Consider the following 22240-nt stretch of genomic DNA (forward strand, 5'->3'; position numbering starts at 1 on the left):
ACATATCAAACAAAGTACAAAACAGCGTATTTATCTGCTTAAAAAATGTTGTACGCCTTGCCCTGCTGCTCGCCCTGTGGCAAAACAAGCCGTCAGCAAATATCCACCTGTCGGTGCATCCCAGTCCAGCATTTCGCCACAGCAAAACACATAAGGATTAGATTTCAATTGCAATTGTGGAGATAAAATATCTTGCTTGACCCCGCCCGCACAGCTAATCGCTTCTTCGATTGGACGGAAGCCATCTAAAGAAATACTGAGATGCTTGATCTGCTGCACCATTTGCTTGGCATCTGACCATAAGCTTTTATCAACGATTTCCCGAAGCAGATTAATTTTGACCTGATCCAAGCCTGCTTTACGCCAAAGATTGGTAAGAGACTGCTTTTTATTGCCCTGTAATTTCTTTTCTAATTGTTCAATACTGAGATCTGGAAGTAAGTCTAGGTGAAGTTTTAGGTTTTTCTTTTGGCTCAGTTGTGTTCTTAAATCACGTCCCAATTTATAAATCACACCACTTTCAAAACCATAGTGCGTAATGATGATATCACCATGTGTCTTTCGCTCAGTTGTAACCCACGCATCAACTCGTTTGAGTGGCTGACCGAAACAATCTTGCATAAACGGCGACCATTGTTTCAGCACCCCAGCATTGCTAGCCTGAAATGGTTCAATTTCATCGGTGGAAAGCCATTGCTGCCACGCCCCATCACTGCCTAATTGTGACCATGACACTGCTCCGCAGGCCAAAATAATCGCATCATAAGTTGCACTAAATTGCTGAGTCTGATTCTCTATCGTGAGTTGATTGTTGGATAAATCCACACAACGATGACGATAATGAAATTTTACGCCATCATTCATCAATCGCTTTAACCAAGCACGAAGTAACGGTGCTGCTTTCATTTCTACAGGGAAGACGCGTCCTGAACTGCCGACATAGGAATCAATCCCAAGACCTTGCATCCAATTTTGAATCCACTGAGCATCCCATTGTTTCACCCAAGGGCTCAACCAATCGGTACGATCATAGCGTTGGATAAATACGTCTACAGGCTCAGCATGTGAGATATTTAAACCTGTTTTGCCCGCCATTAAAAACTTGCGTGCTGCAGAAGGTTTTTGTTCAAACACATCAATTTGATAGTTGTATTGACTCAACACTTCAGCAGCCATCAAGCCCGCTGGACCTGCACCAATAATCGCAATGCGTTTAGACATCAAGGTTCTCTTGAATATTCTGCCCTTGCAATGGTGCAAAATCATCAAAACGGGTTGTATAGCCTTCTGGTTTTCGAATGATCAATTGTTGGCACAATTCACCACGTTCTAAGTACTTAATTTCAAAATGAGTACATGCAGAATCTACTGCAATTTTCTGCTTTTCATATGGCAGTTTCCATAGCTCAATCAACTGCTGTTCAGCTTCATCAATATATTCAGGAATATTGCTTGCGAGCGTAATCGAGCCATTGAGCTGAAGACGAGAAAGTAGGAACTCAAAGAATGGCATATTCAGCCAACGTTGTGCAGGATTATGCGGTTCTGGATTTGGATAGAGAATAAAAAATTGTTCGACCTGTGCAGGATATAGGGCATGCACAATCCAAGGTAAAGCATCGGCATGAATCGGATTGAGATATTCACGCGGTTCTAGTTGATGCTGTTTTTGCATAGCCAGAAATTTTTCTTTGGTTCGTTCAATCGCATACAACGTGGTGTGTGGATTTTGCCCCGTAAACAACAAGGCATGTTTGCCTTTTCCAGCACCAATTTCGACACAAATCGGTGTACTAGGAATGGCAATAAAATCACGAGGGGCTTGCATACGTTGTGCTTGAAATTGACGAATCGACATAATCTCATCAAACTATCTAGAAATCGGCATAAGTCTAACAACTCACTTTACTTTTGCCTAATCTATTTGTTTTATGTTTTAGGAATTTTCTATGCCACGTACATTTCCCTGCCCTCGTTGTGGTGAAGCCAGCACTTGGGAAGGTAATGAATTTCGTCCGTTTTGCTCAGAGCGTTGCAAACTAATCGATCTTGGTGCTTGGGCGAGCGATGAATACAAATTACCTACTCAAGATGCCCCTCAATCAGGCTTGCAACGCCAAGAAGATGATTACGAGGACTAACCTGCTTTACTTGCCACAAAAGGATTGAACTGCTTTTCATAGCCGATGGTACTCATCGGTCCATGACCTGAGATAAACTGAGTTTCATCAGGCAAGCTAAAGCATTCACGCTGAATTGAATCAAGTAATTGCTGATGATTACCTTTTGGAAAATCAGTACGCCCAATCGAACCTTTGAACAATACATCACCGGTCCATAGCAAACCATGTTTAGCATTATAGAACATCACATGACCAGGCGTATGACCAGGCGCAAAACGGACTTCAAATTCATCCTCACCCAGTTTCAACGTTTCGCCCCCCTCTAACCACTGATCAACTTTGACAGGTTGTGGGATCGGGAAACCATAGCGTGCTGAGACTTCTTGGATCATATCAAGCCAAAACTGATCTTCTTTATGCGGCCCAATCACTGGAATATTCCATGTCTCAGCAAGTTCACCCACCGCACCTGCATGATCAAGATGCCCATGCGTTAACCAAAGTGCTTTAACATTTAAACCGAGTGCTTCAACTTCTTTTTTCAGCACTGCTGCATCACCGCCTGCGTCAATCAAAACAGCCTCTTTACTTTCACTATCCCAAAGAATAGAACAATTTTGGGCAAATGCAGTAACGGGTACAATTTTGACTTGCAGCATAAAAACCTCTGGCGAAATAAAACGTCAATTTAACGATGGGCTAAGGTATGAGTAAGGGCATCAAGATTAGCCTGAACGAGACTAGCAAGCAAATCAATATGCGCTTTATCGCTGTTCAAAGCAGGAATATAAGCATATTCCCCACCACCCGCATGTTGAAACAGTTCTTTATTCTGGATGGCCAACTCTTCCAATGTTTCTAAACAATCCGCCGAAAATGCAGGACTCAATACTTGCACTGATTTAACCTTTTGCTCACCCCATTGCTGTAAAATCACATCCGTATATGGCTTAACCCATTCCTGCTTACCAAAGCGAGATTGGAAACTAATAGCCCATTCATGCTCATTTAGGTGCAATGCTTCAGCAACGAGTTTCGCTGTCATACGACAACGATCAGCATAAGGATCACCTTTATCCGCATACGGCTGCGGGATACCATGAAAAGACATCAATAATTTTTCAGGTTTACCATATTGGGCTTGATAAGCGACAACACTATCCGCCAATGCCTGAATAAACATGGGATGTTGATAATAATCTTTGATTAACGTCAGACCGGGTAAATGGCGTTGTTTAGGAATCCATCTGGCAAAAGCATCATAAAGGGGTGCTGTTGATGTTGCGGAATACTGAGGGAATAAAGGTAAAAGGATAACGTGCTCTTGTGGATTTTTTTCAAGCTGCTCAAAAACACCATATATGCTGGGTTGCCCATAGGTCATAGCAGGAACAACCGTCAAATCAAAAGGCTGATTTTCCGATTGTAAGCGTTGCTTCACCAATTCAGTTTGCTCAAGCACAATTTCTCGCATTGGTGAATCTTTTGACCATACAGAAGCATAAGCTTCAGCCACTCTTTTAGGACGGAATGTCAATACAAATAAATGTAAAATAATCCACCAAATCGGTTTCGGGATTTCAATGACACGTGTATCGGATAAAAATTGTTTTAAAAATCGACGTACTGCTGGCACAGTGGCTTCATCTGGCGTACCTAAATTTGCTAAAACCACAGTCACTTTTGGTTTTGGTGTAGCTGACATAGATCGCTTCCGCTATAGCTGAATTTCTTCAATTACTTTAGCAGTTTTATGATTATTTTTTAAATTGAATTAATGCATGGTCTTAAATTGAAAAACCCGATTACTATCCAAAATGTTACTTTCTAATAACTTCTGCCCTTTTGAGGTCAATTGCCATAACATCCTTTGGCGATCATCACGGCCAGTTGGCATAATCCATTCATTTTGACGCATTTGTGTTTTAATTTCATGGAGTGCACGAATATTGATTTGCGCGCGAGAAACAGCATGCGCGCGTGGCATTTCCTTGCGCGCATCATCCAGACCCGTTTCATTTAGATATTCATTCATGCGCTTGGAAAAATATTCTTCAGGTGTTGGAATCACAAATGATGAACCAAGCACATTCAGTAGTTGTGCCCATGTCATTTTACGGAATGGTTTAACTTCTTTGAAATTACCATCTTGATAAGCATGCATACGATATTCAAATGAATAAATCTCATGCATTGATACCTTTGGAACAGTTGCAATCGGATCGACTTCTCGACTTCCAACTTCAGTTTCAAGTTGTTTTACTTTTGCACGCAAACTGTCAATTTCATCTTGTAAAACTTGCGTATTTTGCGGACGCACCCAACCGACCACAGGATAACGCTCTAACATTTGTGGCATATTCGAACGTACCGCAAGTTCTAAATCACGCAAAGTCCGATAAGTAAAAACTTGATCAACTTCATGTTGAAGCTGTTTTCTAAACTCTTTGAATTTTTCTCTCAATTCTAATTTATGATCATGTAATACAGCATCACGTGATTCAGGATCTTCATGCATGAATACAATCACAGGTTTCTGCTTCGTCATGGCGTAAATATATTCCAGATGCATGTAACCAACACCTGAAACGGATTGTTCGCCATACTGGCTACCTAATAAGATTACGACGTAATCACAGTCATCTATTTGACGACGAGCAATAGAGGTACTTAATGGTGTGCGCTGTTCTAAGCCCCACGAAAAGAAACCCATCCCAACCAAAGTTTGAGTCAAGACTGCTCGCTCTGGTTGCATTTCATTGCCAGACGTAGAAATAAACACTTGATAACGGGTATCTTGCATAGGCTAAGCCTCAATTCACTGATCAATAATTTTAAGCTATTTTGCTTAAATTTTATTAATAGATAACCTAGATCAAACCACAAATATGATTAGATTTTAAGCACTTAAGCAGTACTTTCATCCAAATTGCGAATCGTCCATGTTATTTGTTCTGGTACTAGATGTTTGAGCACTAATGATAACTCAATCGCATTATTACCACTGACATAACATTCAATACGTGTAATATTATGACTTATTTTGTCACATAATAACCTATTTTTTATTAAAATATATGCTGTTTGTCGTGCAACCGCTTGCCCAGAGTCAATTAACTTTAACTTTTCACCAAAAACCTGACGAATCGCATCTTTTAGGAAGGGATAATGGGTACAACCTAACACTAAAAAGTCCGCACCTTGAGCAACAACAGGCTGTAAAATTTCTTGCAATACATTCAAACAACCTTGACTCATTTGCTGACCTGACTCCACAAAAGGTACCAGTTTTAAACTGGTTACAGCGAGAACTTTCACCCCAGCAGGTTCAGCAAATTTGAGCATGACATCTTTAATCAATTGACCACGAAAAGTTGCTGGTGTTGCTAACACTGCTACAACTTTAGATTGGGTTTGGATCACAGCAGGCTTCAACGCAGGAACTAAACCTACGATTGGAAAACGCTCACCATAATAATCTCGCAAATAATCCAAACTAAAAGCTGAAGCAGTGTTACAAGCGACAACTGCAATTTTGCAACCTTGTCGATACAACCACTCAATTGCTTGAGCAGTAAGCTTGCGAATCTCTTGATCAGAACGCGCCCCATAAGGTACATGAGCGGTGTCAGCATAATAAAGAATGCGCTCATTGGGTAAATGAGAGGCAATTTCTTGAGCAATCGACAAGCCTCCAATCCCAGAATCAAATACACCTATCGGAGCATCTGAGGATGCATGAGGCATAGGATTTAATAACTCTGCGATAGGTTGAACAGCTGTCATACACGAAAACGTAGTGGTGGAATATCTCTGTTAAAGATTAAACCTCAGGTGCTCAAATGCAAGACTAAATCACCACTTTTTAATGTTAAAACAGCTTCACCTTGTGAATTTTCAGACAAAGTGCCGTAATTCACGAGATGATAAAAACTTTGACGCTGAATCAAGGCATTGATTCCAAATCGAACATGAACATAAGGTCTTAACTCACCTGCATATTCACGCATAAAAATCGGATGCTGTTCATCCACAATGACGACATCTTGATTACTGGTCGTAAGTTGTAGATATTTTTTTCCATCTAGTTCTATTTGATCAGTTTGATTGATAAGTAAAGGCTCATCTTCAACTTCAATTTCAATCTGTTCAACTGGTGTTTTTAAGTAAAATCTTCCATCTTCTTTCCAAAGCACTTTACTAAACAGATCTAAGAGTGCCTGACGCTTAACCAATTGACCTTCGTGCCACCACTCTCCATTGGCTTTTACTTTCAAATCCATTTTGCCACAATGCTTTGGATGCCATTGGTCTAAAGGTGGAATTGACCTTTTGTGACTTTGCTGTACATCTTTTAAGTATTGTGCAATGTTCATTAAGTTTTTATCATCAGACAACATGATTTTTCCCTGATTTTCTAAAGGGTTTTGTGGAGAATCATTTTCATTTATCATAGTTTATGCCTTGCTGACGGGAAAATATGACCACTCAGCCAATTGGCGAGATCAAGGTTTAAAACTATACTATCCCAAACGTTTGCAAGCGCAATAAATAGTTTTGTGCTTGGCAATTCAGAACACTCATGGCAGCACCGAATAGCAATGATTACGGTTGCCACCCTTAAAATATGAGGAGTCCTACATGGAACACATCGAACGTGAAGCGATGGAGTTTGACGTAGTGATCGTAGGCGCTGGACCTGCGGGTTTATCTGCTGCGATTAAAATTCGTCAATTAGCGATTGAAAACAACCTACCTGACCTTTCAGTCTGTGTGGTTGAAAAAGGCTCTGAAGTTGGTGCGCATATCCTTTCTGGTGCTGTACTTGAACCACGTGCCATGAATGAATTGTTCCCGAACTGGAAAGAAGAAGGCGCTCCGCTGAATGTTCCTGTAACGGATGACGAAACTTATTTCTTATTATCTGATACTAAAGCACAAAAGATGCCGTATTGGATGGTTCCTAAATCAATGCACAACGAAGGGAACTATGTCATTTCTCTTGGTAACGTTGTTCGTTGGTTAGGTCAAAAAGCTGAAGAATTAGAAGTTTCTATTTTCCCTGGTTTTGCTGCATCTGAAGTACTTTATCATGAAGATGGTACTGTAAAAGGCATCCAAACAGGTGATATGGGTATTGGCAAAAATGGTGAGCCAACACACAACTTTACTCCTGGTTATGAACTTCATGCGAAATATACATTATTCGCTGAAGGTTGCCGTGGTCACCTCGGTAAGCGTTTAATTGCTAAATACAATTTAGATAAAGATGCTGATCCACAACATTACGGTATTGGTATCAAAGAACTTTGGGAAATTGACCCAGCTAAGCATAAGCCTGGTCTAGTGATGCATGGTGCAGGTTGGCCATTATCTGAAACAGGTTCTGCGGGTGGTTGGTGGCTATACCACGCTGAGAACAACCAAGTAACTTTGGGTATGATTGTGGATTTATCTTATGAAAATCCAAATATGTATCCATTTATGGAAATGCAACGTTGGAAAACTCACCCAACCATTAAGCAATTCCTTGAAGGTGGTAAACGCATTTCTTACGGCGCACGTGCAGTTGTAAAAGGTGGCTTTAACTCTTTACCTAAACTGACTTTCCCAGGCGGTTGCTTGATCGGTGATGATGCTGGTTTCTTGAACTTTTCAAAAATCAAAGGCTCTCACACTGCAATGAAGTCAGGTATGTTGTGTGGCGAGGCTGTGTTTGAAGCAATCGCAGCGGGCGTCGCAAAAGGTGGTGATCTTGCAATTGCTCGCGTTCTTGAAGGCGACGATCATTTTGCTAAAGAGTTAACGACTTATACAGATAAGTATAATAACTCTTGGTTAAAAGAAGAGTTATATCAAGCACGTAACTTTGGTCCAGCGATGCACAAGTTTGGTACTTGGATTGGTGGCGCATTTAACTTTATTGATCAAAACATCCTTAAAGTGCCATTTACCTTACATGACTTAAAACAAGACTTTGCTGCACTTAAAACTGTAGATGCATCGACGTTCAAACCAAACTATCCAAAACCAGATGGTAAGTTGACCTTTGACCGTTTATCTTCAGTATTCGTATCAAATACAGTGCATGAAGAAAACCAACCTGCTCACTTGAAGCTAACTGATCCATCAATTCCAGTGAATGTAAACTTACCAAAATGGGATGAACCTGCTCAACGCTACTGCCCTGCTGGTGTTTATGAAATCATGGAAAATGATGATGGTTCTAAGCGCTTCCAGATTAATGCAGCAAACTGTGTACACTGTAAGACTTGTGACATCAAAGATCCATCACAAAACATTACTTGGGTAACCCCTGAGGGTGGCGGTGGTCCTAACTATCCAAATATGTAAATTTTTGATAAAAACCAAGCTTCGGCTTGGTTTTTTATTTCTTAGGTTTAGCGTAACAATGAAAGTGCAATCATCCACATCACCACACCAATGATCCCATCAAGCAATTTCCATGCTTTCGGATTGGCAAAAACTGGACGTAGTAGACGAGCACCAAAACCTAGACTAAAAAAGAACAAGAAAGACGCAGAAACCGCTCCTGCTGCAAACGCCACTTTATCAGTATATTGTGCTGAAATTGAGCCGAGCAACACCACCGTATCCAAATAGACATGTGGATTTAACCAAGAAAAACTCAAACATAACATCAAAGTTTGCGCCAAAGTTGTAGTTGGTTGTGCTGAGGCAACGAGACCACTATTGGCTTTATAGGCGTTATAAAAACTACGTAAGCCGTAAATAAATAGGAAGGCAGCACCAAAATATTTCATGACTTGAATCAGCCCTATCTGCTGACTCAAAATCGATGCAAAACAGAAGACACCAAAGTAAATCAAAACTGCATCAGATAATGCACAAACAAGGCAAACCCAAAACACATGTTGCTTTAACAATCCCTGTTTCAATACAAAAGCATTTTGTGCGCCAATCGCTAGAATTAAAGAGAAACCTAACAATAAACCTGAAATATATGTAGAAACCAAAACTTAGCCTTTTTGCACTAAGTAACGATATTCGGTATGACTATTTGCACCAAGGCTTTCTTCTTTAAGCAGTAACTCATGCCCAAGATGCATACAAAATTTTGGAATATCCCATGAGGTGGAAGGGTCTGTGGCAAGTACCTCAACAATATCACCTGATTTTGCTTTACGAATCGCTTGATGCAACATCATGACTGGCTCAGGGCAACGCAAGCCTCTGGTATTCAGTTGAACCGTAGGAAGTTGAGGTTGTTCAGACATCATCATACTCATATATTTTAAGATTCACATTTTAACATAAAGTAAGTCGATAAAAATCATCAACAGCTTTTTGAAAAACTGTACATTTTTCGCATCGTTTTATTGATGCATATCCGCTTTTTCTTCGGTATGATGAAAATCATCTAATTGATATAGAGAGTCTTTAGGAAAGATCATGGTCGAGGAATCCAGTCCGTCGTGGGGTATGCGTGGCTTAAGAAAATGGTTAGGTACTGCACCTGAAACCCGCGATGAATTACTCAGGTTAGTTCAAGACTCACGTCGTTTTTTAGAACCAGATACTGTTGCTATGCTTGAGGGTGTTCTCGATCTACCAGCAACAAAAATTCGGGAAGTCATGACGCCACGTACAGCAATTATCAGCTTACAGGAAGATGACCAGTTACTTGATATTCTGCATGTGCTGATTGATTCAGCGCATTCACGCTTCCCTGTGTTTTCAGCAGATCAAAGTGACAATGTAGTGGGTATCCTTTTGGCCAAAGACCTATTGCCTTTCTTAACTGAGCGCAATGTCAAAGTCGATATTCGCGCTCTGATGCGCCAACCTTTGTTTGTACCTGAAAGTGCACGTTCAGACCAAGTGTTACGTATGCTTAAAAACACCCAAACACATATTGCGATTGTCATCGATGAATATGGTTCAACTTCTGGCCTAGTCACCCTTGAAGACATTCTCGAAGAGATCGTCGGTGAAATTGAAGACGAACACGATATTGCCGATGAAGAAGCACTATATATCGTACCTGACAATGATCCCACTACAGCCAATACATGGATTGTGCAGGCACTTACACCAATTGAACATTTCAATACTATTTTAGATGCTGATTTTTCTGATGATGAAGTTGAAACTATGGGCGGTTTGCTGCTGCAAGAGATTGGTTTAGTGAGCGATTTACAAGGTCAAACCATTGAGCTTGGAGATTGGCAATTTACCATTATTGAAGCAGATGCACGCACTATTCATCTGATTCGAGCTGTACGTCAATGAGAGCCTATTTTGAAAAGCTGTTAAAAACTTCTCAACCACAAAAACAGTTACCCTTTATTTTCCCTCTTTTGATTGCACTCATTTCAGGTGCAATCTTTAGTTTAGCTTTAGCACCTTATTATTTTTGGTGGCTAGCGATTCTATCACCAGCATTGCTTTATGCGGTGTTACGACAGCGTAACCCACGCCAAGCTTTTGCGCTAGGTTGGGCCTATGGTTTTGGTTTATGGTTTGTCGGCGCGTTCTGGCTCTTCACCTCTATCCATACTTATGGTGATACCAATGCATTTTTAAGCATTTTGATGATTGCCTTTATGGCAGCAGCCATGGGTTTATTTACAGCTTTTCAAACATGGCTGTACCGTCGCTTTTTTCCAGAAACACCACTCACCTTTGCACCACTCTGGGTACTATTTGAGTGGGCAAAAACTTGGGTATTCACAGGTTTTCCGTGGTTGTTTGCTGGATATGCATTTACTGAACGGCTACTGGATGGCTATGCGCCTTTATTTGGCATTTATGCAGTTTCATTTGTGGTCATTGTGTTGGCATGTGCTTTGGTCGAAATTTTAAATCGTCGTTGGTTCTGGGCTATTCCTTCTGCACTACTGATAGCGGGTGCATGGGGTGCTGGATTCATCCAGTTTGTTCAGCCAAAAGCTGCCAAGCCACTGAGTGTGTCTCTGATTCAGGGCAATATTCCTCAAGACCTGAAATGGCTGACTGAGTATCAAATTAAAACCTTAGAAATTTATGCCACTTTAACCCGTGCGGAATGGGGTCGTGATCTTATCGTTTGGCCTGAATCATCAATTCCCTTATTTCAAACGGATATTCCAGACTTTTTAAAAGCAATGGATATTCAAGCAGAAAAAGCAGATAGCGCTTGGGTGACTGGCATCCCTTACTGGGATCTGCCAAAGTCTCAACAAGTGGGTGAACCCTTATATTACAATAGTATTATGGCTTCAGGCAGTGACTCGCATGGCTTGTATAAAAAACAACGTCTTGTTCCATTTGGCGAATATATTCCTCTTTCAGGAATGCTGAAATGGGTTTTACCTGCGATGCAAAATGATATCAGTATGAGTGGTTTTTCACGTGGAGAACCCAACCAAGAGCCCCTAACCATCAAAGGACATGCGCTTGCTGCTGCCATTTGTTATGAAGTGGCTTATCCTAATCTGACCCGTCGTAATGCGATGAATAGTGACTTTTTAATTACTGTTTCAAATGATGCTTGGTTTACAGGTACAGCAGGTCCTTGGCAACATTTACAAATGGTACAAATGCGCGCCAAAGAAAATGGTCGCTGGTTTATTCGTGCTACCAATACAGGCGTGACTGCGTTTATTGACCACAATGGCCATATCGTGAAACAAGCACCTCTGGATGAAGAGTTCGTATTACGTGGTGATTTACCTGCAATGCAAGGGCAAACGTTATATAATCGTTTGAGTGATTATCCAATCTTGATTTTCTCACTATTATTGTTAGTGATGGGATGGATTTATCGCCCACGTAAAGTCGATGTTTCCTTTAAGTCACGGCGGTAAGATGAAAAGAGCGTTTGAATCAACGCTCTTTTTTTATAACGGGATTGATCTTTGAGTTACAAGGCCAATGGCAATTGCACGGATAAATATGCAACCAGACTCGATAAAAACAACATCGGAATATAACGGTAAGCCTTAAACAACAATTGCTCATATCTGGAAATCATCTCCTGATTATCCCATACGGTTGTTTTTAAGGCACTTAGAAAACACAGTACAAACCATGCACTCAACATGCTTAATGCAAAAAAACCAATCATGATCTGGCTGCTACCTTCTGTAGCATGCCATAAACTTAAAGCCCCTTCTGTAATCGGCAATAACATTAAAATCAGTAAGACAGATTTAAGCATTGCCCAATGAAACTGATTCAGTTCATCCAACATAAAAAATGCTTTCATTTGCTCACTCCATGCCTGATTTAAATGGTCTGAATTTATTATGCAAAGCTTTGATTTAAAGGAAAAGTCTATTTACCTACATAATTCATTGTTTCTTGTAACCATTAAGCATGGGAATAATTCTTATTATAAATCTCACATAGTTAATATTTTATTTTTACATATTTTTCAAAAACTTAGGCAAAAATTATTAATCAATAAACATTATCACTTCACTCTTGATTTATTTAATCAAAAAAATGAAGTGATATTTTATTTAAGCATTATGGCTGATAATAAATATCGGCATCATTACCCTCGCCGCCTTCTTTACCATCCGCACCAAACGAATATAAATCAAACGCGCGACCTTCACGGCCAGGAATCACATATTGAACATCATTTTCCCAACTGTCTTTTGGATAACCACCTTTAACATAACCACCTGGCAGCCAGTTTTTAGCGGCCGCAGGTTTGTTGACCAAAGCATCTAAACCACCATCTTGCATCGATGGATAACGACCATTATCGAGCTTATATTGATCCAAAGCACCAGCAACACCTTTGAGTGTAATACTAGTGGTATCAACTTTGGCTTTTTCTCCACGTCCCATCACATTGGGTACAATCAGCGCAGCCAAAACCCCTAGAATTACAATAACAACCATCACCTCAATGAGGGTAAATCCTGAGGCACGATTCATTCGAGCAACGCTCGACCCTGCCGCAAGGCGAGAAGCTGTGCTTCGAGTGGCTGGATTAAGATTATACTCGGACTCTGAGTTGCAAGATTCCGCGAGGGTAGAAGCATTCAAGCTACATCCAACATTGTGTTTATCTATTAAATTATTCATATTCATCTCTTACATCTTACTCATCAGATCATATTGTTCATATTAATAATTGGCAACATTACCGCAATCACAATCACCAATACAATTGCCGCCATAAAAATCAGCATCAAGGGTTCAAGCAAGGCCAGTAATGTAGAAATAAAGGTCGTCACCTCGCGATCCTGCATAGTAGATGCACGATCCAACATCCGATCCAGTTCACCTGACGCTTCACCACTTCGAATCATTTGTACCATCATGGGTGGGAAATAACCGCAACGCTCCAATTGTGTTGCTAAATTACCACCTTCTGTTACACGCTCCATCGCCACTTCAATCGCATCGCGAATCACCCAGTTATTGCTCACTTCCGCGCCAATGCGTAACGCTTCAACCAAAGGTACACCTGAACGGGTCAAAATCGACAGCGTACTAGCAAAACGTGCTGCATTGATACCACGCGAGAGTTTACCAAATAATGGCAATCTGAGTGTTAATCGGTCAAATGCATAATGCCCTGCAGTCGTTCTGAGGAAACGAGTAAACAGAATCATGGCAATAAAAGCGAGAATCAGCATAGCAATCCAAGTATGCCGAATAAAAGCACTGGCTTTCATCAAGGCAACCGTAATCCATGGCAAGGCTTCTTTACTTTGCTCAAAAGTCTTGACGATTTCAGGCACGACATAGGTCATTAGACCCATGACAATTCCGAAAGACATCAACATCAGTACAATCGGATAAATCATCGCGCCCTGAATTTTCTTTTGCATCGCAAAACGATTTTCGGTGTAATCCGAAAGCTGATCTAGAATCAGATCAAGATGGCCTGAACGCTCACCCGCAGCAACCGTTGCAATATACAGTTCAGGGAATCGCCCCGACTGCTGCATACTTTTCGCCAGTGAATGTCCTTCCAAAACCTTGGATCGTACGGCAATTAATAGGTTTTGCACATGTGATTTTTCACTTTGTTTACTCACTGCACGCAGTGCTTCTTCAAGTGGAATTCCTGCAGCGACCAAGACTGAAAGCTGACGGGTCATCAGGGCAAGATCATAGGCACTAAAGCTTTTTTTAAACCATGAGCGTTGTTGCTGTTTGTCTTTTTGCTCAACGGCATCGACCGCAATGGGTGTCCATGCTTTATCGCGTAACTGTTGACGAATTTGGCGTGCAGAATCCCCTTCCAGCACACCTTTATGTTGCTTTCCAGAGGCATCAAGCGCAGTAAATTGATAAGCAGGCATGGTTCTGTTCTAATTGTCCCAAAATAGTTGTTGTTACAGTTGCATCCGTGTTTGAAATGAAACCTGAGAGTTTCACAAGAAATTCATCGACATAACACTTCGCACTTTAGCATAATTCCATGACATGCAGTCATGCCATTTTACCCATGAATCAAGCCTATATGCCTACCGAAAATTCTAACGCGATTCTGTACCGTATTCGAGTTGCAATACCCGTTTATGTTTACGACACGTTTGACTACACGGTCAGCGCTGAACAATACGCACAAGCTCAAATCGGTGCACGTGTCGCGATTTCTTTTGGACGGCAAAATCTCGTGGGAATCATTACGGAGAAAGTTGATCCAAACGAAGCATTTACAGGGCAATTCAAACTTAAACCCATCACAGAATTACTCGATCAGGAATCGATTTTAGACCAACAAGTTTTAACTTTGTTGACATGGTCAGCCCAATATTACCAATTCCCGATTGGTGAAGTGATGCAAAGTGCCCTGCCTACTTTATTAAGACAAGGTCGCGCCTTAGACATTCTGTTTCATTTATGGAAAATCATCCCTCACAATGACCCGAATGCCTTATTAAAACGCTCTCAAAAACAGTATGATGCCTATCAGGTGTTAAAACTTCATCCACATGGAGCTACCGAGAATATACTTAACCTGAGTGGTGTAGAAACCTCAACTTTAAAGGCATTAGAAAAAAAGGGCTTGGTTGAATGCTGCCTAGAACCGCATGATTTCACCCCTACACCTGTACAATTGGCTCAAGTGCCTTTAACACCGAACGAAGATCAAAAGAAAGCCATTCAACAGATCCTCAAAGCACAACATCACTATCAGGCATTTTTACTCGATGGTTTGACTGGCAGTGGTAAAACTGAAGTTTATTTGCAAGTCATGCATGAGGTGTTAAAACAAGGCAAACAAGTATTGGTACTGGTGCCTGAAATTGGCCTAACCCCGCAAACGGTCGCTCGTTTTAAGTCACGGTTTCATTGCGATGTGGCTTTACTGCACTCAGGTTTAAATGACTCAAAACGTTTACAGGCATGGCAACATGCACAAACGGGCAAAGCTTCCATTATTATTGGCACACGTTCAGCAATCTATACCCCACTGCCGCATTTGGGCTTAATCATTCTAGATGAGGAACATGATCTTTCCTTTAAGCAGCAAGAAGGTTTCCGCTATCATACCCGTGATGTCGCGTTGTATCGTGGCCATTTGCAAAACTGCCCTGTCATTCTCGGTTCAGCCACCCCAAGTATTGACAGTTATCACTTGGTGGAATCGGGCAAGTTACATTTGCTTGAGTTGAATCAGCGTGCGGGCATCGCTGTACTGCCGAAAATGTATGTGGTGGATTTAAAAGTCGCAAAAAAGAAGCATGGTCTCAGCCAAACCTTGATCGAACAGATTAAGCATACTTTAGAGCGTAAAGAGCAGGTGCTGATCTTTTTAAATCGACGTGGTTATGCGCCGATCCTGATGTGTGAAAGCTGTGGTTGGCAAGCCAACTGTCCACATTGTGATGCGCATTTTACTTTGCATTCACAGCCCTACCATTATTTGCATTGTCATCATTGCGGCACCATCAATCGCCTGCCTGATCATTGTCCTGCCTGTCAGAAACAAAGCTTAAAAACAATTGGGGCAGGAACAGCAAAACTTGAAGAACATTTACAGGAGCTGTTCCCACATCATGAAGTGATTCGGGTCGATCGTGACAGCACCAGTCGAGTCGGTAGCTGGCAAAAAATCTATGATCGCATTCAGCAAAATAAACCGAGCATTTTGTTGGGCACACAAATGCTGGCCAAAGGCCATCATTTTCCGCATGTGACTCTCGTCGCGATTTTAGATATTGATGCAGGACTGCTCAGTGTTGACCCACGTGCACCTGAACGAACTGCACAGCTGATTGTGCAAGTCGCTGGCCGCGCTGGTCGTGGTGAGCATAAAGGCAGTGTTTATTTGCAAAGTTTGCGTCCGGATCATCCGATGCTGACCACATTAATTGAACATGATTATCGTACTGTCGCCAAACAAATGCTGGCTGATCGCAAAATTGCCCTGCTACCACCTTATCGTTATGCAGTATTGGTTCGGGTTGAATCTAAAGACAGAGATTATAGCCAACAATTCTTGGCAGATATTGCACAACAATTACGGACAATGGCTGGAGATTTAGTTGATATTTGGGGGCCCATTCCCGCACCGATGGAACGTAAAGCTAGTCGTTATCGCGCGCATATGGTGATTTTATCCACTGATCGCGCCAAACTGCACTTTTATTTACGTCAATGGTGGCAACAAGTGGTACATTTACCACGTCAGCATTTGCTCAGACTCTCGATCGATGTTGATCCACAAGAGTTTAGTTAAATCAGTGGTTTATTAAATTTTGTGATATTAAAAATCATTTCCAAAAAATAAAGAAATCAAACTATTCGTAATAAACATTAACTTTGCAAATGAAAATAATTATAATTAGCATTATCTTTGTAAGGTTATTATTTCACCATGCGATTCCGTACCTCCTCCCTCGCTTTTTCTATACTTGCTGTCATGGCAAGTCATACTTTTGCTCAATCTGAACAACAGGAAGATACCGCATCTTCTACCTCAACACAGGTCTTGCCGAAGATTAAAGTTCAGGCAGAAAAACAAGAAAAAAATAGCTATGCAGCAAAGACTGCCATAGCTGTGCTCAGATCAAATGCCCCTTTATTTGAAACAGCCCAATCAATTAGTGTGGTAACCAATCAGCAAATCGAGCAAAAACAAGCAAAAACCGTTTCCGAAGCTTTAGAAGGCGTGGCTGGTGTTAGTTCTGGACAATATGGTCGTCGTGGTTGGGATGATTTTATTATTCGTGGACAAATTTCAAGCTCACAAACCTATATTGATGGTTTACGAGTACAGACATCAGACAATGTACTAAGAGCAGAAGATATTTCAGGCTTAGAATCGATCGAGGTCGTCAAAGGTCCTACTTCTGTTGGCTTCGGTTTTGCTTTACCTGGTGGTTTAGTCAACCTAACCACAAAGCGCCCACAGGCAGAAACCGCTTATCGGGGAACTTTAAGCTATGGTAGCTACAACCTCAGAGAAGGCACTTTTGATATTAACTATGCACCGAATAACACAGAGAAAGGTGCTTTCCGTCTCGTTGGTCGAGTCTCTGATCAAGATGATCCAACCGATTATGTGTATTTCAAAAACTATTACATTGCGCCGTCTTATAACTTTGATTTAGGTGAAAAGGACGATTTATCTGTTATTGCCAGTTATCAGCACCGTGAATATGTTCGCCAACAGGGCATTCCACATGGCAATAGTTCAACCTATAAGAGTTATTCACACAATCTTTTCTTTGGTGAACCAGATCACGGCTATAACGTTGATGTCTATCGTGCTGGAGCAAACTATGCACATTATTTTGATAATGGTTGGACCTATAAACAAAACTTTGCTGTCACCAAAACAGATACTCAAGGTGATGCCGTTTTAGCTACGAGCAATACCACATTGCCAACCATTAAACGTGCAGTTAACAATCAAGATAAGCAAGATATCAACTATGCGTGGGATAGTAATTTGCAGCGCAACTTTAATTTTGGACGAGTCAATTATGATGTCATGGTTGGCTTGGATATGATGAAAGAGCGTAGTGATTATTACCGCCGAACAGATACTATTAATTCATTCAATGCGGATAATCCAAGTTATGGTATTACCAGCGTAAAACTGGGTACACCAACTCAAGAGCTGACTTATAGTCAATATGCAGGTTTATATCTTCGCAATACGGTTAAGATTGATGACAACTGGATTATTGGCTTATCTGGACGCCATGACTGGACTCAAGTTGAAATTGACAACATCTTAAAAAACACCACGACACAGAACTCTGATCAAGCCTTTACAGGTAGTGCCTCTGTCATGTATCGCATCAATGATATGTTTGCGCCTTATATCAGCTATGCGACTTCATTTATGCCAGTGACAGATACAGGTGCAAATGGCGAATTACTCGATCCTGAAGAAGGTAAACAAGCAGAAATCGGTATTAAACTTCAAGCCTTAAATCAACGCTTGCAAGGTTATGTTGCTTATTATGACCTCACACGTAAAAATGTAACTGAATCAGATGCCAGTGGTGCTTATTCCATCCAAACAGGTGAACAAAAAACCAAAGGCTTTGAAGCTGAAATGGCAGCATCTTTGACGGATCAATGGAATGCATCTGCCACTTATAGTTACATCCCAACTGCGAAAGTGATGGAAAGTGTAACGGAAAGTGAAATTGGGAAAAGAGCCAACCATGTACCTAAAAATGCGGGAACATTATCGACTCAATATTATTTTAGTCCTGACAAACTAGGCTGGAATATCGGTGCAGGCATTCGCTATCAAGGTTTACGTACCGCACAACGTGGAACAGCCTATATTGAGTTACCAGGCTATACAGTGTTTGATGTTAATGCAGGTTATGAGGCAAAACATTGGGGAGCTGGCTTAACGATTAAAAACTTCTTTGACCGAGAATACCTAGCAGGTACGACACCAAATGCGCAATTAGTGAATTGGGGTGATCCTCGTATGATTCGTTTGAATGTGAAATTTAAATACTAAGCCACTGCCTCACATTTATTGTTCTGAGAATAATAAGTGCCTATTTTCATATGAATGAGCCATGCATTTTCTGAGTGGCTCATTCAATTGATGCTTCTGTGAAATGGTTATTGCGCCCAACAATATCATCTACTTTATAAATACTACACCTCCATGAAACTCACGTGATATCGTTTGACACGGAGGCGTACATCTCAAGAGCGTTTAAAAATAAAAATCCAAAAGAAAAATTCATATTTCCCTTACAAACTCACCCAATTTTTAAGTTAATGTAACAGCTGAAAGAAATCAGCAGATCAAGGCAGAACATGTCATTCCTACCACAAGCTATTGTTTTACTGGCGGCAGCTTTAATTTTTGCTCCATTAGCGAAGCGTTACACAGGCACGACTGTCTTGGGTTATCTGATTGCAGGACTTTTACTTGGTTCTAGTGTTTCTGGTTTGATTGAAGATCCTGAATTGATTAATCAACTGCTGCATTTCGGTATGATTGCCGTGATGTTCTTTATTGGCTTTGCTTTTCGCCCGCTAAAACTGTGGGGAGAACGCAGAGGCATCCTAAAAAATAGTGGCCTACAATACTTCATCATGACGATCCTTCTAGTTGGAGCATGTTTCTTACTGTTTGATCAAGTGTGGCACAGTCTGATTCTCGGATGTGCTTTAGCGCTCTCCGCGTTGATTCTTCCACAACAACTACTCCAACAAAAACAACAAAGCAACCATAAATTAGAACAAGCTACTTTAGCCACCTTACAATTGCAGGCTTTTATTACCGTCATTCTAATTGCACTCTTTCCTTTGCTAGAAGACACAGCCTCTACTCGACACGGAATCGCCTATTTTGCAGCGCTCATCGCTACGATTTCAGGTCTATTTTTAGCCAATCGTTATTTAGTTCGTCCTATATTTCGTTTCTTAGTACATAAAAAAAGTCTCCATCTCATTGCTGTGCTCAGTTTATTCATCCTGCTTTCAGTCATCCTAATTATGGATATTTTAAATCTTCATATTTTGATTGCTGCATTTTTAGCTGGACTTTTACTTGCTGAGACTGAATTTAAAGTTGAAGTTGAGCGTATTCTAGAACCCTTGAAAGATACGGCGACAGGCTTGTTTTTTATGGCGATTGGCTTGGGGCTTTCATTGACACCTTTAAGCCAATCTCCACTCTTGATTCTAGGTTCAATCTTTGCATTGGTCTTAATCAAAGCAGTTGTGATCGGTGCGATCAGCTATTCTCAACAACGCAATGCCAAATTTAGTACCTTATTTGCCGTAAGCTTGGCACAAAGTGGTGAACTCAGTTTAATTCTACTCAAGCTAGCTGAAAGCGAAAATTTACTTAGCACAGAATTATTAGCACCGACATTTCTCATTATCTTGGCTTCGATGCTATTCACACCTTTACTTTACGCGCTGTTTAATCGGAAAATTTTACCGATGCTGCAAAAAAATAAAGTCGCTGTGGCTGATGCTGATATCCCACAACATCCAATTCTCATTATTGGATTTGGCCGTTTTGGGCAAGTCATTGCACGTGCTTTACATGCGCAAGGCAAACACTTTAACGTGATTGATAGCAACCAACCTGATGCTGACTTTATTGAACAATATGGACATCATTTTATTGATGCCGATGTTACACAAATCGAAAACCTACGCACTACAGGTATTGAATACTGTAAGTTACTGATTATTGCGATTGATGATGTCGAGGACAGCATGAATCTAGCACGACATCTGCGTTTAAATTATCCAGATTTAACCATTTTGGTTCGTGCTCGAGATCGTCATCATGCACGATTACTTCATGATTTAGGTATCTCACAGATTTGGCGTGAAACCTACGCATCTGCTTTAAGTATGGCGCAGCAAACCTTGGTTGAAACAGGCCTTCCCGAAGATGAAGCACAAAATATGATGATGCATTTTAAACAAGAAGATGAACGGCTTATGCAGCAACATTGGAATTCTAATCAACAAGAGATCATTAAAAACCATCCAAGTGCTATTGCCGAGCTTGAGTATTTATTTGCAAATACAAAAACTTTGATTTTAGATCGTGCGAGCAATGATCAAAACACACAATGTGATGCAAAATCACTCAATGAAACATCTTGAGTTTTGGCAAACCGACACCATTATTGACTGCATAACCATGCACCTCTTTATAAATTCTGAAGTGCGTTACAAAGCAAAGCGTTGCTTTGCGCTCCCTCGAAGGAGCACTGGAGAAAAATATGTCTGATTTACGCCAACGCTTTTTTATTGAAGACTGCCCTGTTCGTGGTGAAGTGGTTCATTTGGAAGAAGCACTACAAACCATTTTGGCGCAACGTGAATATATGCCTGCGGTACAAAGTCTCTTGGGTGAAATGCTGAGTGCAACCGCCTTACTTGCAAGTACACTCAAGATTCGTGGTCGTATTAGCTTACAAATTCAAGCAAGCGGAACATTTAAATGGGCTATGGCCGAATGCAATCACTTAGGTGAAGTTCGTGCGCTCGCAGATTACGAAGAAGATCCGCGCTTCGCAGAAGGTAAAGATAGTCGTACCGTGCTTGCTGCCCTGAGCAACCCTGTGCTGTTCATCAATATCGAACCTGAACACGGCGAACGCTACCAAGGTATCGTACCATTTGATCAACCGACATTAGCTGGTTGCTTAACGCAATATTATGATTTGTCTGCACAGATTCCAACACATATTGTATTGGCAACAAATGGTCAACGTTCAGGTGGTTTATTAATCCAACTACTCCCTCGTAATAATGAAGAAGAACAACAGTTGGTTGATGAAGACCTGTGGCCCCGTTTGACCATGTTGACTGAAACCCTTAAACCCGAGGAATTGACGGATCTTTCAGCCAATGAAATTCTCTATCGTTTGTATAACGAAGAAGAGGTTCGTTTACCTGAAGTTGAGCAGTTAAAGTTCGGGTGTACCTGTTCCAAGGAACGTTGTGCCCACGCTTTGATTCAAATTGGTGTGGATGCAGTTCATGAAACACTAGAAGCACAAAATCCAATCCAGATGGATTGCCAATTCTGTAATACACATTATGAGTTTAGTGCAGAAGAAGCTTTAGGCTTATTTGGCGAACATTTGAGTTAATTGAAAAGTAAAATAAAAAAGACGGGCTTCCGTCTTTTTTTATTTGATATGAATGTCTACTGG

At 41.0% G+C, this 22240-nt stretch carries 20 protein-coding genes; 8 read left to right on the top strand and 12 right to left on the bottom strand.

The window, feature by feature from the left end; all coding sequences use genetic code 11:
* Positions 1-30: 30 nt before the first annotated feature.
* A complete protein-coding gene (locus CDG59_RS00925; protein ID WP_087542982.1) occupies positions 31-1221 on the bottom strand; it encodes a TIGR03862 family flavoprotein in 1191 nt (396 codons plus the stop codon).
* Positions 1214-1858, bottom strand: a complete 645-nt coding sequence (locus CDG59_RS00930) for an SAM-dependent methyltransferase (RefSeq protein WP_087542984.1) — start codon at positions 1856-1858, stop codon at positions 1214-1216. The genes CDG59_RS00925 and CDG59_RS00930 overlap by 8 nt, the downstream gene beginning before the upstream one ends.
* Before the next feature lie 91 nt (positions 1859-1949).
* Between CDG59_RS00930 and CDG59_RS00935 the strand changes: the two genes are divergently transcribed.
* Positions 1950-2141 (top strand): DNA gyrase inhibitor YacG, encoded by a 192-nt coding sequence (locus CDG59_RS00935; protein WP_005162768.1) that lies wholly within the window; start codon positions 1950-1952, stop codon positions 2139-2141.
* On the opposite strand, the gene CDG59_RS00940 is transcribed toward CDG59_RS00935, so the two are convergent.
* From CDG59_RS00940 to CDG59_RS00960, 5 genes are all read right to left on the bottom strand, one after another.
* Complete coding sequence (locus CDG59_RS00940; RefSeq protein ID WP_087542986.1) at positions 2138-2782, bottom strand: MBL fold metallo-hydrolase; 645 nt, start codon at positions 2780-2782, stop codon at positions 2138-2140. The two genes, CDG59_RS00935 and CDG59_RS00940, sit on opposite strands and share 4 nt — an antisense overlap.
* Before the next feature lie 29 nt (positions 2783-2811).
* Positions 2812-3828 carry a ferrochelatase gene (hemH, locus tag CDG59_RS00945; RefSeq protein WP_087542988.1) on the bottom strand — a complete coding sequence of 339 codons (1017 nt, stop codon included), beginning with the start codon at positions 3826-3828 and terminating at the stop codon, positions 2812-2814.
* Between the two features lie 69 nt (positions 3829-3897).
* Entirely contained in the window at positions 3898-4926 is a 1029-nt protein-coding gene (locus CDG59_RS00950; RefSeq protein ID WP_087542990.1) for a DUF4062 domain-containing protein, read from the bottom strand.
* A gap of 104 nt (positions 4927-5030) precedes the next feature.
* Positions 5031-5909, bottom strand: a complete 879-nt coding sequence (murI, locus tag CDG59_RS00955) for a glutamate racemase (RefSeq protein WP_087542992.1) — start codon at positions 5907-5909, stop codon at positions 5031-5033.
* Between the two features lie 44 nt (positions 5910-5953).
* On the bottom strand, positions 5954-6577 hold the full coding sequence (locus CDG59_RS00960; RefSeq protein WP_087542993.1) for a DUF1285 domain-containing protein: 624 nt from the start codon (positions 6575-6577) through the stop codon (positions 5954-5956).
* Between the two features lie 187 nt (positions 6578-6764).
* Here CDG59_RS00960 and CDG59_RS00965 point away from each other — a divergent pair, with 187 nt between their 5' ends.
* A complete protein-coding gene (locus tag CDG59_RS00965; protein ID WP_087542995.1) occupies positions 6765-8477 on the top strand; it encodes an electron transfer flavoprotein-ubiquinone oxidoreductase in 1713 nt (570 codons plus the stop codon).
* A gap of 47 nt (positions 8478-8524) precedes the next feature.
* Here CDG59_RS00965 and CDG59_RS00970 read toward each other — a convergent pair whose 3' ends face one another.
* Positions 8525-9121 carry a LysE/ArgO family amino acid transporter gene (locus CDG59_RS00970; protein WP_087542997.1) on the bottom strand — a complete coding sequence of 199 codons (597 nt, stop codon included), beginning with the start codon at positions 9119-9121 and terminating at the stop codon, positions 8525-8527.
* Positions 9122-9124: 3 nt separating this feature from the next.
* Positions 9125-9382 carry a sulfurtransferase TusA gene (tusA, locus tag CDG59_RS00975; protein ID WP_087536926.1) on the bottom strand — a complete coding sequence of 86 codons (258 nt, stop codon included), beginning with the start codon at positions 9380-9382 and terminating at the stop codon, positions 9125-9127.
* 175 nt (positions 9383-9557) lie between these two features.
* On the opposite strand from tusA, the gene CDG59_RS00980 reads away from it, so the two are divergent.
* Both CDG59_RS00980 and lnt read left to right on the top strand, forming a co-directional pair.
* Positions 9558-10397 (top strand): HlyC/CorC family transporter, encoded by an 840-nt coding sequence (locus tag CDG59_RS00980; protein ID WP_005162800.1) that lies wholly within the window; start codon positions 9558-9560, stop codon positions 10395-10397.
* Positions 10394-11953, top strand: coding sequence for an apolipoprotein N-acyltransferase (lnt, locus tag CDG59_RS00985; protein WP_087542999.1), 1560 nt, complete (start codon positions 10394-10396; stop codon positions 11951-11953). Before CDG59_RS00980 ends, lnt begins: the two co-directional genes overlap by 4 nt.
* A gap of 56 nt (positions 11954-12009) precedes the next feature.
* Here lnt and CDG59_RS00990 read toward each other — a convergent pair whose 3' ends face one another.
* The 3 genes from CDG59_RS00990 to gspF form a co-directional block, all read right to left on the bottom strand.
* A complete protein-coding gene (locus CDG59_RS00990; protein WP_005162813.1) occupies positions 12010-12354 on the bottom strand; it encodes a hypothetical protein in 345 nt (114 codons plus the stop codon).
* Positions 12355-12617: 263 nt separating this feature from the next.
* Positions 12618-13187 (bottom strand): type II secretion system major pseudopilin GspG, encoded by a 570-nt coding sequence (gene gspG, locus CDG59_RS00995; protein WP_087543001.1) that lies wholly within the window; start codon positions 13185-13187, stop codon positions 12618-12620.
* Between the two features lie 23 nt (positions 13188-13210).
* Complete coding sequence (gene gspF / locus CDG59_RS01000; RefSeq protein ID WP_004659210.1) at positions 13211-14416, bottom strand: type II secretion system inner membrane protein GspF; 1206 nt, start codon at positions 14414-14416, stop codon at positions 13211-13213.
* A 146-nt stretch (positions 14417-14562) separates the two neighbouring features.
* Between gspF and CDG59_RS01005 the strand changes: the two genes are divergently transcribed.
* The 4 genes from CDG59_RS01005 (at position 14563) to CDG59_RS01020 (ending at position 22177) form a co-directional block, all read left to right on the top strand.
* On the top strand, positions 14563-16803 hold the full coding sequence (locus CDG59_RS01005; RefSeq protein ID WP_087543117.1) for a primosomal protein N': 2241 nt from the start codon (positions 14563-14565) through the stop codon (positions 16801-16803).
* Between the two features lie 138 nt (positions 16804-16941).
* Positions 16942-19056, top strand: coding sequence for a TonB-dependent siderophore receptor (locus tag CDG59_RS01010; RefSeq protein WP_087543003.1), 2115 nt, complete (start codon positions 16942-16944; stop codon positions 19054-19056).
* A 308-nt stretch (positions 19057-19364) separates the two neighbouring features.
* Positions 19365-21182, top strand: coding sequence for a cation:proton antiporter (locus CDG59_RS01015; protein ID WP_087543005.1), 1818 nt, complete (start codon positions 19365-19367; stop codon positions 21180-21182).
* Between the two features lie 119 nt (positions 21183-21301).
* Positions 21302-22177, top strand: a complete 876-nt coding sequence (locus CDG59_RS01020; protein ID WP_087543007.1) for an Hsp33 family molecular chaperone HslO — start codon at positions 21302-21304, stop codon at positions 22175-22177.
* Positions 22178-22240: the final 63 nt, after the last annotated feature.

The sequence above is a fragment of the Acinetobacter sp. WCHA29 genome, assembly GCF_002165335.1.
GTDB lineage: Bacteria > Pseudomonadota > Gammaproteobacteria > Pseudomonadales > Moraxellaceae > Acinetobacter.

What these genes read in the sequence shown, in the direction of transcription:
- CDG59_RS00925 (WP_087542982.1), bottom strand. Translation starts at nt 1,221, where the DNA reads ATGTCTAAACGCATTGCGATTATTGGTGCAGGTCCAGCGGGCTTGATG.
- CDG59_RS00930 (WP_087542984.1), bottom strand. Translation starts at nt 1,858, where the DNA reads ATGTCGATTCGTCAATTTCAAGCACAACGTATGCAAGCCCCTCGTGAT.
- CDG59_RS00935 (WP_005162768.1), top strand. Translation starts at nt 1,950, where the DNA reads ATGCCACGTACATTTCCCTGCCCTCGTTGTGGTGAAGCCAGCACTTGG.
- CDG59_RS00940 (WP_087542986.1), bottom strand. Translation starts at nt 2,782, where the DNA reads ATGCTGCAAGTCAAAATTGTACCCGTTACTGCATTTGCCCAAAATTGT.
- hemH (WP_087542988.1), bottom strand. Translation starts at nt 3,828, where the DNA reads ATGTCAGCTACACCAAAACCAAAAGTGACTGTGGTTTTAGCAAATTTA.
- CDG59_RS00950 (WP_087542990.1), bottom strand. Translation starts at nt 4,926, where the DNA reads ATGCAAGATACCCGTTATCAAGTGTTTATTTCTACGTCTGGCAATGAA.
- murI (WP_087542992.1), bottom strand. Translation starts at nt 5,909, where the DNA reads ATGACAGCTGTTCAACCTATCGCAGAGTTATTAAATCCTATGCCTCAT.
- CDG59_RS00960 (WP_087542993.1), bottom strand. Translation starts at nt 6,577, where the DNA reads ATGATAAATGAAAATGATTCTCCACAAAACCCTTTAGAAAATCAGGGA.
- CDG59_RS00965 (WP_087542995.1), top strand. Translation starts at nt 6,765, where the DNA reads ATGGAACACATCGAACGTGAAGCGATGGAGTTTGACGTAGTGATCGTA.
- tusA (WP_087536926.1), bottom strand. Translation starts at nt 9,382, where the DNA reads ATGTCTGAACAACCTCAACTTCCTACGGTTCAACTGAATACCAGAGGC.
- CDG59_RS00980 (WP_005162800.1), top strand. Translation starts at nt 9,558, where the DNA reads ATGGTCGAGGAATCCAGTCCGTCGTGGGGTATGCGTGGCTTAAGAAAA.
- lnt (WP_087542999.1), top strand. Translation starts at nt 10,394, where the DNA reads ATGAGAGCCTATTTTGAAAAGCTGTTAAAAACTTCTCAACCACAAAAA.
- CDG59_RS00990 (WP_005162813.1), bottom strand. Translation starts at nt 12,354, where the DNA reads ATGAAAGCATTTTTTATGTTGGATGAACTGAATCAGTTTCATTGGGCA.
- gspG (WP_087543001.1), bottom strand. Translation starts at nt 13,187, where the DNA reads ATGAATAATTTAATAGATAAACACAATGTTGGATGTAGCTTGAATGCT.
- gspF (WP_004659210.1), bottom strand. Translation starts at nt 14,416, where the DNA reads ATGCCTGCTTATCAATTTACTGCGCTTGATGCCTCTGGAAAGCAACAT.
- CDG59_RS01005 (WP_087543117.1), top strand. Translation starts at nt 14,563, where the DNA reads ATGAATCAAGCCTATATGCCTACCGAAAATTCTAACGCGATTCTGTAC.
- CDG59_RS01010 (WP_087543003.1), top strand. Translation starts at nt 16,942, where the DNA reads ATGCGATTCCGTACCTCCTCCCTCGCTTTTTCTATACTTGCTGTCATG.
- CDG59_RS01015 (WP_087543005.1), top strand. Translation starts at nt 19,365, where the DNA reads ATGTCATTCCTACCACAAGCTATTGTTTTACTGGCGGCAGCTTTAATT.
- CDG59_RS01020 (WP_087543007.1), top strand. Translation starts at nt 21,302, where the DNA reads ATGTCTGATTTACGCCAACGCTTTTTTATTGAAGACTGCCCTGTTCGT.